Origin of the sequence: Bacillus sp. FSL R7-0646 (genome assembly GCF_037969865.1) — a bacterium.
Lineage (GTDB): Bacteria > Bacillota > Bacilli > Bacillales > Bacillaceae > Bacillus > Bacillus licheniformis.
The window spans coordinates 1,114,217-1,127,517 of the sequence record NZ_CP150217.1; the positions used below are offsets into that span (position 1 = coordinate 1,114,217).

Annotated in this window: 10 protein-coding genes and 1 pseudogene; 8 read left to right on the forward strand and 3 right to left on the reverse strand. The window is 40.2% G+C overall.

Annotation, left to right across the window (positions count from 1 at the left end):
* The first annotated feature begins 107 nt into the window (after positions 1–107).
* The gene (locus MKY62_RS05585) at positions 108–686 is read left to right on the forward strand and encodes a competence protein ComK (protein WP_003180354.1); all 579 of its coding nucleotides are present in this window, start codon (positions 108–110) and stop codon (positions 684–686) included.
* Here the strand turns inward: MKY62_RS05585 and MKY62_RS05590 are convergent.
* Positions 680–1,045, reverse strand: coding sequence for a hypothetical protein (locus tag MKY62_RS05590; RefSeq protein ID WP_003180357.1), 366 nt, complete (start codon positions 1,043–1,045; stop codon positions 680–682). The two genes, MKY62_RS05585 and MKY62_RS05590, sit on opposite strands and share 7 nt — an antisense overlap.
* 208 nt (positions 1,046–1,253) lie before the next feature.
* Between MKY62_RS05590 and MKY62_RS05595 the strand changes: the two genes are divergently transcribed.
* Both MKY62_RS05595 and lepB read left to right on the forward strand, forming a co-directional pair.
* A complete protein-coding gene (locus tag MKY62_RS05595; protein WP_003180359.1) occupies positions 1,254–1,865 on the forward strand; it encodes a TVP38/TMEM64 family protein in 612 nt (203 codons plus the stop codon).
* A 12-nt stretch (positions 1,866–1,877) separates the two neighbouring features.
* Positions 1,878–2,396, forward strand: coding sequence for a signal peptidase I (gene lepB, locus MKY62_RS05600; RefSeq protein WP_003180360.1), 519 nt, complete (start codon positions 1,878–1,880; stop codon positions 2,394–2,396).
* Positions 2,397–2,550: 154 nt separating this feature from the next.
* Here the strand turns inward: lepB and MKY62_RS05605 are convergent, their stop codons facing one another.
* A complete protein-coding gene (locus MKY62_RS05605) occupies positions 2,551–4,326 on the reverse strand; it encodes a S8 family peptidase (RefSeq protein ID WP_003180361.1) in 1,776 nt (591 codons plus the stop codon).
* A 374-nt stretch (positions 4,327–4,700) separates the two neighbouring features.
* On the opposite strand from MKY62_RS05605, the gene MKY62_RS05610 reads away from it, so the two are divergent.
* Positions 4,701–5,942, forward strand: a complete 1,242-nt coding sequence (locus MKY62_RS05610; RefSeq protein WP_003180363.1) for an MFS transporter — start codon at positions 4,701–4,703, stop codon at positions 5,940–5,942.
* A gap of 28 nt (positions 5,943–5,970) precedes the next feature.
* On the opposite strand, the gene MKY62_RS05615 is transcribed toward MKY62_RS05610, so the two are convergent.
* Positions 5,971–7,584 carry a PucR family transcriptional regulator gene (locus MKY62_RS05615; RefSeq protein WP_003180365.1) on the reverse strand — a complete coding sequence of 538 codons (1,614 nt, stop codon included), beginning with the start codon at positions 7,582–7,584 and terminating at the stop codon, positions 5,971–5,973.
* A gap of 602 nt (positions 7,585–8,186) precedes the next feature.
* Between MKY62_RS05615 and allB the strand changes: the two genes are divergently transcribed.
* From allB to allD, 4 genes and pseudogenes are all read left to right on the forward strand, one after another.
* Complete coding sequence (allB, locus tag MKY62_RS05620) at positions 8,187–9,551, forward strand: allantoinase AllB (RefSeq protein WP_003180367.1); 1,365 nt, start codon at positions 8,187–8,189, stop codon at positions 9,549–9,551.
* A gap of 640 nt (positions 9,552–10,191) precedes the next feature.
* Positions 10,192–11,425, forward strand: a pseudogene (gene allC / locus MKY62_RS05625) (allantoate deiminase).
* Between the two features lie 23 nt (positions 11,426–11,448).
* Complete coding sequence (gene allE / locus MKY62_RS05630; protein ID WP_003180370.1) at positions 11,449–12,237, forward strand: (S)-ureidoglycine aminohydrolase; 789 nt, start codon at positions 11,449–11,451, stop codon at positions 12,235–12,237.
* 15 nt (positions 12,238–12,252) lie between these two features.
* Positions 12,253–13,281: an ureidoglycolate dehydrogenase gene (gene allD / locus MKY62_RS05635; RefSeq protein ID WP_003180374.1), complete on the forward strand. Its 1,029-nt coding sequence runs from the start codon at positions 12,253–12,255 to the stop codon at positions 13,279–13,281.
* The last annotated feature ends 20 nt before the right edge of the window (positions 13,282–13,301 follow it).

Here is a 13,301-nt window from a genome sequence, read left to right on the forward strand (position 1 = left end):
GGCATTTTAAAAACATATTTTCAAATTAATTGGAAAAAATCCTGTCGTTTTGTAAAGGATAATGTTAGATTAATAGTATAAATTTACTAACGATTAGGAGGATCAAAATGAGCACAGAGGATATGACAAAGGATACGTATGAAGTAAACAGTTCGACAATGGCTGTCCTGCCTCTGGGAGAGGGGGAGAAACCCGCCTCAAAAATACTTGAGACCGACAGGACTTTCCGCGTCAATATGAAGCCGTTTCAAATTATCGAAAGAAGCTGCCGCTATTTCGGATCGAGCTATGCGGGAAGAAAAGCGGGCACATATGAAGTCATTAAAGTTTCCCATAAACCGCCGATCATGGTGGATCACTCAAACAACATTTTTCTTTTCCCCACATTTTCCTCAACTCGTCCTCAGTGCGGGTGGCTTTCCCATGCGCATGTTCACGAGTTTTGCGCGGCAAAGTATGACAACACGTTTGTCACGTTTGTCAACGGGGAAACGCTGGAGCTGCCCGTATCCATCTCATCTTTCGAAAACCAGGTTTACCGAACGGCATGGCTGAGAACAAAATTTATCGACAGGATTGAAGGAAACCCCATGCAGAAGAAACAGGAATTTATGCTCTATCCGAAAGAAGACCGGAATCAGCTGATATACGAATTCATCCTCAGGGAGCTGAAAAAGCGCTATTGATCTGGAGCGGCTTTGAATAAATAGTGCTCAAGAAGCGCGGATACCTGGTTGCGGATGCGGGGATTAAAGTAGTTATGCTCTTCTTCGTAACCCTCATATATAAAGGAATACATCGTAAAGGCTTCGTCCCGCGACACTTCATGCACCTTGATTTTCCGGCGGCGCAGTTCATTTTTTACGTCGTACAGGTCGCGCTGGGCAAGCTTTAACGCCTGTTCGATCAGATGCAGATAGGGGTCTTTCAGCTTAAACGGCCCCTGCTGGATGATTTTCATGTCCCGGTTTAATATGCTGACGGTCATCGGGAGGTAAATCGCCTTTTCAATCATATCCCTGGCTTCGGCGGGAATTCTTGTCATGGCTTTTCTCCTCATTTCTTTTTTTGTTCAGGAACATTTGTTCTGTTTTTATTTTACACGAAATACGGCCTTTTAATCAAGAACGGGAAAAAATGACTAAAATGATCAGGTTGTTTCAGACTAATACAGAAAACAACCGAGACGGATGATTTAAAGTTTTTGATTTAAAGTGTAGAATAGAAGTAGACAACCGCCCTGAGGAGAATCAATGTTGGAGCAATTATTCAGCTATTTTACAGAAGAGAATTTAACAGAGTTTTTTCAGAGCTACAGGGCTTTTGGTCCTTTTGTAGCCGTACTGCTGCCGTTTATTGAAGCGCTGCTCCCGTTTTTGCCCCTGCTCGTGTTTGTTGTTGCCAATGTAAATTCGTTCGGTTTATGGCAGGGGTTTTTGTTGACGTGGGTCGGGGCATCTTTAGGTTCTATAGCGGTTTTTCTTTTTATCCGCCATTTCGGCCAGCAAAAAGCACTCGGTTTTATCCGCAGGCATCCATCCGTAAAAAAACTGATGATCTGGGTGGAAAAACGGGGCTTCGGTCCGCTGTTTCTCCTGCTTTGCTTTCCATTCACGCCTTCGGCGGCGGTAAATGTTGTGGCAGGACTTTCGCGAGTCAGCCTGCTGCCTTTTTCATTGGCGGTGCTTTGCGGCAAGTTCGTGATGATTTTTATGGTGAGCTTTGTCGGCCATGATCTGAAGGCGCTTTTTACCCAGCCTTTGCGGACAGCCGCCGTGATCATCGTCATGCTGATCTTATGGTACGCCGGAAAACGGGTTGAACATCGTCTGAACGTGAGATTCAGCCAGAGAGAGAAAGACTAGGGGGACACAGAATTGAAAAAGCGTTTTTTGGTCATAGCCGGGGTACTGCTTGTCATCGTCGTCGGGATTCAGGTCAAAAATGCCGTTTTCATTGAATATAAAGTAGAAGGCGTCAGCATGAATCCGACCTTTCAGGAGGGCAACGAGCTTTTGATCAACAGGTTCGCCCACCGCTTTAAAACGATCAGCCGATTTGACATCGTGCTGTTTAAAGGACCTGACAAAGATATATTCATTAAAAGGGTGATCGGGCTTCCGGGCGAAACCCTCAGGTATGAAGATGATCAGCTGTATATCAACGAAGAAAAGATCAAAGAGCCTTATCTGGACGACTTAAAGGCCGTCACCGCCGGAGGGGACTTGACAGGGGATTTTACACTGCAGGAAGTGACCGGAGAGGAGAAGGTGCCTGAAAACGAGTACTTCGTCCTCGGGGACAACCGGATCCACAGCTTTGACAGCCGCCATTTCGGCTTTGTTTCAGAACGGGACATCGTCGGGATTGTGACGGAAAGAATTGATAAGAAGTGATTGGAGAGTACGGGGGAGAGTAAGCGGCCGACCAAGGAATACGATTACGCAAATGACGAGCCCGAAATGTCAATTAGTACAACAGCATCAATAATGACGCATTTGCTAAATATGAAAATTAAAAGGCCCGGATGATTCCGGGCTTTTTTCCGTACTACTTCAGCTTAATGGCATTGATCCGTTTTTGCAGCTTCGTTTTTTCGGCGGATGCTTTCAGCTTGCCTACTGCTGATTGCGCTGCTGATTTTGTTTTTTTCGTTCTCTTTTGTTCGGCCGTTTTGACTTTGGCCTTTGCTGCAGAAACTTTTTTATTATAGGCTGCAGCTGCTTGCTTTTTCGCGGTGTTCAGCCTTTTTTGCAGATTTGATTTGTCTTTTCCGGCGGGAAGCTCATTGATCGCTTTTTGCGCTTTGCCGAGGTTTGAGTCTGTTGCCGCTTTTTCAGCTTTGGCAACGGCCTGCTTTGCGGTCTTCAAGAGGCTTGAACGGACCGCGTTGATCCGTTTTTGCAAATTCGTTTTGAAAGTGCCGCTGTCGAGTTCGTTGACCGCTTTTTGGGCGGAGTCGGCATTGGTTTTCTTTTTTTGCTTCTCAGCGAGTTTCACTTTGCTTTCGGCTGTTTTTTTAAGCTGCTCTTTAACAGTATTGAGTCTCTTTTTCAAAGCGGTTTTATCTGCGTCTGCAGGGAGCGGTTCGATCGCTTTTTGTGCGGTTTGAATGTCCGCTTTTTTCTTTGTCTTTTCCGCTTGTCCGACGGCTTTTTGCGCTTTTTCCAATGGCTGTGTGACCTCTTTGAAGCGGATTAATCCGTAGCCGAACAAATGATCACGGCCGGGAGCGCCCAAATCGCTTGTATAAAACTGCATTTTCTTGCGCAGCTCAGCATTTGAAGCGGTTGGGTACAGCTGTTTCAAAAGTGCAAACATGCCGGTGACGTGCGGCGTTGCCTGTGAAGTGCCGCTTCCGATTGCATAGCCGCGATCGGAAGATGTACTGATAATCGATGTGCCGGGAGCGGAAAACTCGACGGCGCTGCCGGTGTTGGAAAATGAGGCGATCTGATTTTTTTCATTGGTTGCCGAGACGGCAATGACGCTGCTGTAGGCGGCCGGGTAATAAACGGATTTTCCGTTTCCGGCATTTCCGCTCGCTCCGACTAAAATGATTCCCCGTTTGTATGCTTTATCTACTGCATCGTGGAGAACTTGACTGTCGCCTGAAACGACGAGGCTCATATTGATGATATCGATTCCGTGCTGGATCGACCAATCGATGCCTTGTAAGATACCTTTCAGATCCCCCGCACCATTCCGGTCCAGCGCTTTTACGGCATACAGCTGCGCGCCGGGCGCGATGCCGTCGATCCCCCGTCCGTTATGCTTCGCTCCGATGATTCCGGCAACATGGGTTCCGTGGCCATTATCGTCACGGTATGAAGCGGTATAGCCGACCATCGATGCACCGCCGGCGATCGACAGCTCCTCATGGGGGGAAATCCCGCTGTCAATAACCGCGATCTTCACCTGTTTTCCGGTCAAACCTTTATTCCAAGCCAGTGCGGCTTGAATCAGCTTGATGTTCCACTGTGAAAACGCGGAGGCGTTTTGCGCTGTGCTGCTGGAGAAAGCTTTTAGAGCGGTGCTGTCGGCAGCAGCTACCGGGAGGTTGTCTTCGACATACAGGACGTCGGGATCGTGTTCAAGTTCGCGCACTGTTTTGTCGTCCGCAGTGACAGCGGCTGCGGGAATGTGCCGGTAAACGTGTTCTACCGTGTCTGCCTGTTCGATGACGGTTTCTTTTCCGCTGGTATTTTTATATACAACAATGACCTCGTTTTCCTGCTTATTGCTTTCCGCTTGAATGCGGGGTGAATTTGCGAAAAAACCGACGAACATTGCAGCCGAAACCGCGATTTTCCATAACTTTTTCATCCGGCTCTCCTCCTTTTTTAGCGGCGTTCGCTATATATATCGGAGGATTTTTGAATTTTCAAAGAGAAAGAAAGCTTATCTTAAGGTCGCTTGTCATGCACCTTTAGTTTTTAAAACGTTAAAAACACTGTTATATCAACATTTGTGAAGCTTCCTGTTTATTCGGGAAGTTAAATTGAGTACTCCAAGTTAGTTTTAAAAAAGAGTCATAAGGCCAGCTTCTATCGATGAATCATTTTTAAGCGACGCCTTTTGTCTAAAATGTATAATGTTACTTTTGTTTTTGTTGAAAGTGAACAATGTTATTGACTGGCTTACAACCTACAATTTAATTAAATAAAAAATAGATTAAAAGAAGGGAGCGTTCTCATACCGTGGAAAAAACAATTAAACATGACCCCAATTATTACAAAAAGATAATTATTGCATTGTGTTTAGGGTGGGTCGCTATTTGGATTTATCGTACAATACTTACGCCAATATATCCGCAGATTCAAGAATCATTAGGGAATATTAGTGACACGCAAATAGGGTTGGTTGCTTCTATTTATTTCTTTGCATATACGGGTATGCAAATTCCATCAGGAGCACTTGTCGATAAATTTGGACAAAAAAAGGTGTTAATTCCTGCATTTATCGTTTTTGCGCTGGCTACATTTGTGATTGGCACAAGTTCAACTATCATGCAAGTATACATTGGTTCGTTATTGGCTGGTATTTCGACTGGTTCATATTACGGTGCAGCCTTTTCCTTATCAGCTAAACATACGCCAAAAGATAAAAAAAGCTTTTCCAATGCGATTATAAATAGCGGTTCAGCATTAGGGATGGTAATTGGACTAATCGGATCATCGGTTTTAGTAGGCGGTTTTGAAATTCAATGGAATTATATGCTTTTTATAACAGCTATCGTTATCGTAGCTGTAACATTTGTGTTTGTGCTGTTTATTAAACAAGATAAAACATCAGATAAGGAAGTGGCTGAAGAGAAGAAAGACACTGTACAAAGCACAGATATTCAAAATGAAAGCTTATTTTCTCCAAGACAATTAGTTGTATATTTTGTATATTTTGCAACATGCTATGGCTATTATATGATTGTAACTTGGTTGCCGTCCTTTCTTGTAGCAGAAAAAGGATTTGCTCAAGGTTCAGTAGGATATGTAGCTGCACTAGTTGCGGTCACTGCAGTGCCTGGTGCTTTGATATTTACTAAATATATAGACAAAAATGCACATTTGCGTCTGCGTTTAATTTTATTTTTATTAATTGCAGCAGCAGTAACAATTAGTTTGACAGTGTTTGCACCAAATCCTGCAGTACTGTATATTGCGTTAATTTTATATGGCTTATTAGGTAAACTTGCGATTGATCCAGTTTTAATAACCTATGTATCTGATTCCGTATCAGGAGACAGAGTTGCCAGAGCATTAACTCTCTTTAACTTCTTTGGAATGAGTTCATCTGTTATTGCACCAACACTTACTGGTTATATTGGTGATGTAACCGGCTCGCGAGTATTAGCATTCTATATTGCAACCATTCTTCTTGCAGCAGCAGCGTTGCTATTTTTCCTTGTGGTTATGTTAAGACAGAATAAAACAGCAGCTAACTAAGAGAACTTCCAGTGGTGCTCCTTTGTATTCACAACGATATTTTCTCTGAAGCAAATAACGCCAAACGAATGCTCAGTGATGTATCAGGAGACTCTACAGATTGACCTAATATTTCTTCGCATTTTTTAATACGATATTTCACAGTATTACGGTGAATAAAAATATCTTCTGAGGTTTTTGTAAGATCACATTGGTTTGCCATATAGACACTTAATGTGAATCTTAGTTCTTTTTCCTTCGTTGTCTGAGGATAGGCTAAAGGACCGAGTGTATAAATGATAAATGGCTTTAATTTATTCGTTGGAATGAGTTGTAATAATTCTTCTACGCTTTTGGATTTGTAGGGCTCTATAAATTCCATTTCGCCTTGTTCATATTTATTATCATAAGCCTCATTCGCTTCGAAAAAAGACAGTGGCAATTGTGAAAGCTCGGAAACCTCATTACCAATGCCAAATGAAAGGGAGCTATTAAAAAATAGCTGATACTCTTTTTGGATATATCTGCAGTATTCCAAATAATAATGATGTCTTCTTTGCAGAAGTATCGTAAATCTGCGTTCTCCCTGAGACATATATATGCTAATGGAAGGGTCAATTCCAGTAAACTTATGCGTCAGCCACTCAAAAGTCATCTGATATCGCTCATTTAAGTAGGCGCTATTTTCTACATTCTTTTCTTTGTCAATCCCGCAAATAATCACTTGATAGAATGTAGAAGGTTGAATGTGATATTTTTTTAAAAGATCAGTGTGTTGTGCTAGTGAAACAAGGTTGTCAGGATGTTCGGACATAAGTGTTGTGAAAAAATGGTTCACGTCCTGCTGCTCTGCTTCCTTGATTTTACTATTTTTATAAATAGCGAGACTAAGTGTGTTCACTGCCTGTTCTATTGTTAATAAACTAATCGGATAGTTGAGCAAATTAACATTTGAAATCATAAGATAATACGGAAAATATTTAAATGCAGGAACCTTAAATACAGCATATTCTTCCTGGAAAACACCATTATGATTTGGTTCGGTTTGCTCTGAATTTAAATATCTTCTGAAATAATTAAGGTTTTTTTGAACATGTTCTGAGTTTTGATGAAAGTGATGACTCGATGATTCAACTTGATGAAAAGAATTTAGCAGCATGACAGGAACCTTTATAAGTCTACTTAAACGTTCAATCATCATGTTCAGGCTAAACCCTTGCATTAGCATAGCATTTAACTCTTGTTGGATATCTAATGCGAAGTGTAATTTTTCTGTTTCTTCATCCAAGATAAATGAAGATATATGATGAGTAATGGATCCCAAATTCCAACTTTCCGGAATTTCAATAATTGGGAATTTTAATTTATTTGCAAATGCAATAACCTCATCATCTAATTTTTTTAAAAATCGGGATAGCTTGATACCTAGACCAGCAACTTGTATATCATTTAACTCTCTAATAAGATTGATTAGTCCGGATTGATCATCCTGATAGCTCATTCCTGTTGTGACGATAAGTGAGTGCGGCGTTGTAAAATTTTTAATATCAGGCGTTTCTGTAATATCAACCATTTCTACCACTCGTTCCAAATCGCCCTGCTCATTCAGCAATGTTAAATCTGAAAATTGCAGTACAGATAATATTTCTTTTAATGTTGTCATAAAGGCTGCCTCCTTATCTTTGTTAGAAAAAGATAAAATAAAAATGAAATATGTCAGATGTTACAAGGATAACTTTTCAATCTGATCGTACACTGTTTTTGAAGGTAATTATACGTATAATCCTTTAGTTAAAAATATTAAAGGAGAATCATTAATGCTTGAACATGATTCTTCGTTTTTTGAAAAGTGTGATTATAACAAAGATATCATGCCGAAGATCACTTGAACAAAGAATTTCATCCTTATTTACTTTTTTTAACGTTGGGGGTAGGACTAGTGCATAATATTCCGGATTATATAGCTGTTGGTGATGTTTTACATCACCATTTCAAGCAACGATATCACTTGTCGGATAGCCTTATGACTTGTTGCAAACGGATACACAGGTTCAAAATATGGCGTCCCGTTTTCATTGATAGTGGGGCGGGGTTGCCATTTATTATTCTTGATCATTAACTTTGCTATCGGTGAAACATTAAATAAGTGCTATCTTAAATTTAATGATTTGCATTTTTGGTGGTTTGGCTACCCGGGGGATTAATGCTGGCGGTTGCGAAAGGCAGTATTTTATATCCAACCATTAAAAGAGGAGGATGATTTTAATGAATTTTGATTCAATTATCAAAAATGGATTAGTCATTCTGGAAAATGGTGAACAAGAAGTCGAAGTAGGGATTAAAGATGGCAAAATCGCAGCAATCGGTCAGGATTTGGGTACAAGTGCAAAAATTATCGATGCAAAAGGATCGATTGTATCTCCGGGTATGGTTGATGCACATGTTCATATCACAGAGCCGGGCGGCGGCTATCGTGATGAATGGGAAGGCTATGACACAGGAACACGTGCCTCTGCAAAAGGCGGTGTCACAACGATCATCGAAATGCCATTAAATCAAGTGCCAGCAACGGTAGATGAGGAATCTATTCAAGAAAAATTTAAAGCTGGAAAAGGAAAATTATCTGTAGACGTTGCGAGTTACGGCGGTTTAGTACCATTTAACTTGGATGGGGGTATTCAAGAGTTAGATAACAATGGTGTTGTTGCATATAAATGTTTTTTAGCAACATGTGGCGACCGTTCTATAGAAGGAGATTTCATGAACGTAGATGACTATTCCCTCTACGAAGGCATGAAACAAATTGCGAAGACAGGCAAAATATTATCTATACACGCTGAAAATGCCGCAATTACCGATAAGTTAGGGGAAATAGCATCTAAAAATGGGGAAACTTCATTGCGTGCTTATGTAGATTCTCGACCCGTATTTACTGAAGTAGAACCGATTAGAAAAATTATTCTATTTGCGAAAGAAACGGGATGTCGTGTACACATCGTTCATATAGCTTGTGAAGAGGGCGTAGACGAAATTGTCAAAGCACAACAGGAAGGGGTCGATATTACATGCGAAACATGTACACACTATTTATATTTCTATAAAGAAGAACTAGATAATATCGGACCGGTTGTAAAATGCTCTCCGCCAATCCGTGAGCAATCACGCTTAGAAGGCATGTGGAATCGGGTATTAAACGGAGATATTTCATTCGTAACATCAGACCATTCACCATGTACCCCGGACTTAAAAGCTACGGATAATGCATTTGAAGCTTGGGGAGGTATCGCAGGTTTACAAAATAATGTCGATGTATTATTTGATGAAGGTGTGCAAAAACGTAATATGCCATTATCCAAATTTGCAGCCATTATTGCTACAAACCCTGCGAAACGTTTTAATCTCGCATCAAAAGGCAGTATTGCAGTAGGGAAAGATGCGGATTTCGTATTTATTAAGAAAGATGCACCTTATGAATTAAAAGCTGAGGACTTAGCATATCGACACAAAATTAGTCCGTATATTGGCCGCAAAATTGGTGCTCAGGTAGTGAAAACAATCCTTCGCGGTGTCGAAATCTATGATAAAGAAAAAGGAATTTCAAATGAAAAAGTAGGAAGATTTATTCCTTAAGTGACGGAATAGCCATCCCGTCAGGAATTTGAGGCATAGGAAGATGTGAAGGCGACCTGAGATTGTGTTACACTCGCAAATCAGTGTGTCATCAGCATTTCTTATGGCGGCTATACAGCTGAAGTGAGCATGGTAAAGTGACTTCACCGCAATCTCTCGCTATTACAGCAGCAGCTGTTAATCAAATTAAAACGAGTAAAAAATTTCCAATATACACTAACAGCTTAGAATTGCTGCTGCTCGTATGTATTCTGACTCTTGGCATATCATTTTAAACTACCCTATAAATCAATGTTTTTTATTGATTTATAGGGTAGTTTTTTTATTTGCACCTTATTTATTAATGGGTAGGAGAGATGTGTCGCTCCCATCTATAAATTTTTAAGCGAGCGATCTGTGATTTTCTTTAGGAGAAATTCGATGCAAATTTAATTTGTTATTTTTTGAGTTTTTATGTAATCGAAAGCCAACAGTTTCTTTTTATCTCTGGCATTAGCCCATTATTTAGATACCTAAATTGATTAAAAGGTGTCTTTGTTAAAAGTGCATAAAATGCTTTTCTATTATTGTTGGTTATGTCAATGAATGGTCGTAAACAGGGTTCTATGATGAAAGTAAATAGAGAAAGGAGGAGAAAAAAATAGATATTCGATCAACCTTTGAAACGTTGGATAAGAAATTCACAAGTTTTGGCGGTTTAGAACAAGGGGGTATTACGCGGTCTGTTATACTCTCCTGAATGGATTGCTGCAGTTCGCGAACTGGAAGCGACATTCAAGGAAGAAGGTTTAGAAGTAAGCTTTGATGATGTTGGAAACTTATCTGGTCGCCTTGTTGGAAGTAAGTATCCTGAAGAAACTATTTTAACAGGATCACATATCGATACAGTTGTAGAAGGCGGTCATCTGGATGGACAATTCGGTATCTTATCTGCATTGGTTGCTGTGAAATATTTAAAAGAAAAACATGGTCAACCATTACGAACAATAGAAGTACTATCTCTCGCAGAAGAAGAAGGAAGCCGATTCCCATATACATTTTGGGGAAGTAAAAACTTCTTTAACTTAGCCAAAAAATCGGATGTTGAAACAATAGAAGATGCTGATGGAATTAAATTTGAAGATGCAATGCACGAATCGGGTTTTGATTACCGTAAAACAGATCATGTTCGTGACGATATTAAAGCATTTGTTGAAGTACATATCGAACAAGGGAAAGTATTAGAGGCGGAAAATAAAGCGATAGGTGTTGTAACTGGGATTGTTGGCCAAAAACGTTACACAATAATTAACTTGAAAGGTGAAGCAAATCACGCTGGCACGACACCGATGTCATTACGAAGGGATACAGTTGTTGCATATAGTGAAATTGTAACAGACTTAACGAAACGAGCTAGAGAAATTGGGGAGCCTCTTGTATTAACGTTTGGACATGTCACTCCTGTTCCAAACACGGTAAATGTCGTCCCTGGAGAAATTACTTTTTCGATAGACTGTCGTCATATTGATCAACAACTATTAAATAATTTTGCGAAAGAAATTGAAGATAAAGTTAAAGCGGTTGCAGAAACAAACAACATGACTTATGACATTAATTTATGGATGGATGAAGCACCGTCATTGATGGATAAAGAAATCATTAAAATAATTGAACAAGCAGCTAAGGCCAATGTGGGGGACAGCTATAAATTGATGCCATCTGGTGCAGGTCATGATGCGCAAATTTTTGCGGATTTTGTCCCAACAGCAATGCTGTTTGTACCTTCTATTGGCGGAATTAGCCACAATACCAATGAAGAAACGAAGATAGAAGACCTTGTGAAGGGGATTGAAGTATTGAAAGATGTATTGTTTGAACTAGCTTATAAGGAATAATAATGAAAAGGAGCCAGATACTCATGAGTTACTTAAATCATAATCAAGGATACAGAGAAGGTTTATTAGAAACACGTTCAGTAATAAAAAAGGATAATTATGCGGTAATCACACCTGATGGCTTGGTTAATAATGTTGTACCTGGCTTTGAAGATTGTGATGTAACGATTTTAGGATCCCCGCGTTTAGGTGCAAGGTTTGTAGATTATTTGGTAACAGTTAAAAACAAGGGCGGAAACAAAACAGGTTTTGCCGGTGATGGTATCCAATCATTTGTGTACGTTGAATATGGTAAAATCAACGCTTTTGCGGATGGTGAAAAATACGAATTAGCAAAAGGCGGATTCTTATATGTGCCTCCACACTTACAATTGACATTTGAAAATAATAATAATGGTGAGGACAGCCGTTTGTTTTTATACAAAAAGCGCTATCAGCCGCTTGAAGGACATACACCAGAAATCGTTGCAGGTAATGTGAATAACATTAAACAAGAAGCCTATGAAGGTATGAAAGAAGTATTAATTCAAGATTTACTGCCAAAAGAAATCGCATATGACATGAACATTCATATTCTTTCATTCGAGCCAGGTGCTTCGCATGGTTACATTGAAACGCACGTTCAAGAACACGGTGCCTATATATTAAGTGGACGAGGTGTTTACAACTTGGACAACGAGTGGATGCCAGTTGACAAAGGTGACTATATTTTTATGGGAGCTTATACGCCGCAAGCAACCTATGCAATTGGTTTGGATGAACCATTCTCGTATATTTATTCTAAGGATGCGAATAGAGATATTAATCTATAAAGAGGGGCAATTTTAATGAGTGAACCATTAGTGTATGTAGAACGTAATCGTCTCCGGCAGCTAATGAAAGATAAATTAGTGAAAGCAGGTTTACCTGAAGAACAAGCGGATAAAACAGCTGATTTACTCATTTTTGCAGATGAACGAGGTGTTCACTCACATGGTGCAGTAAGAATGCAATACTATTCCGAACGTGCATTAAAAGGTGGATATAACCTGAAACCAAACTTAAGCTTCGAAAAAACGGGCCCTGCATCGGGGATTTATCACGGAGATAATGCATTAGGGCATTATGTGAGTTATCAAGCAATGAAAAAGGCAATCGAATTAGCAAAAACATCAGGGATCGGTGTTGTCGGTGTTAAAGAAATGGGACACAGCGGTGCTATTGGTTATTATGCACATCAAGCAGCATTAGAAGGTATGGCGGCATTAACAGTATGTCAATCTGATCCCATGGTCGTGCCATTTGGCGGCACCGAACCATACTTTGGCACCAACCCAATTGCTTTTAGTGCGCCTAGAAAAGACGGTAGTCCAATCCTTTTTGATATGGCAACAACGGTACAAGCCTGGGGGAAAATCTTAGATGCAAGAAGTAAAAACAAATCTATCCCAGACTCATGGGCAGTGGATAAAAATGGAGCGCCAACAACAGACCCGTTTAAGGTAAATGCATTATTACCAATGGCTGGGCCTAAAGGATACGGGTTAGCGATGATGGTTGATATTTTATCGGGGAGTTTGCTCGGCTTGCCATTTGGCAAGCATGTCACTTCTATGTATAAAGATTTATCGGAGTACCGTCGATTAGGGCAGCTTCATCTCGTAATCAATCCTGAATACTTTGGTGGGAAGGAGCAATTCCTGGAAAAAATATCTCAAATGGTTGAAGAATTACATGACAACCCACCTGCTGAAGGATTTAACAAAGTGTATTATCCCGGTGAAATTCAAATAGATGTGATGAAACAGTATAAAAAAACAGGTATCCCAGTTACAAAGGAAATTTTAGATTATTTAGAGTCAGACAAAATTTACTAATCATGTAATGAAGGGGGAAG

Coding starts and splice junctions, on each gene's coding strand:
- allB (WP_003180367.1), top strand. CDS start 8,187: ATGAATTTTGATTCAATTATCAAAAATGGATTAGTCATTCTGGAAAAT.
- MKY62_RS05605 (WP_003180361.1), bottom strand. CDS start 4,326: ATGAAAAAGTTATGGAAAATCGCGGTTTCGGCTGCAATGTTCGTCGGT.
- MKY62_RS05615 (WP_003180365.1), bottom strand. CDS start 7,584: ATGACAACATTAAAAGAAATATTATCTGTACTGCAATTTTCAGATTTA.
- MKY62_RS05595 (WP_003180359.1), top strand. CDS start 1,254: ATGTTGGAGCAATTATTCAGCTATTTTACAGAAGAGAATTTAACAGAG.
- allD (WP_003180374.1), top strand. CDS start 12,253: ATGAGTGAACCATTAGTGTATGTAGAACGTAATCGTCTCCGGCAGCTA.
- allE (WP_003180370.1), top strand. CDS start 11,449: ATGAGTTACTTAAATCATAATCAAGGATACAGAGAAGGTTTATTAGAA.
- MKY62_RS05590 (WP_003180357.1), bottom strand. CDS start 1,045: ATGACAAGAATTCCCGCCGAAGCCAGGGATATGATTGAAAAGGCGATT.
- MKY62_RS05585 (WP_003180354.1), top strand. CDS start 108: ATGAGCACAGAGGATATGACAAAGGATACGTATGAAGTAAACAGTTCG.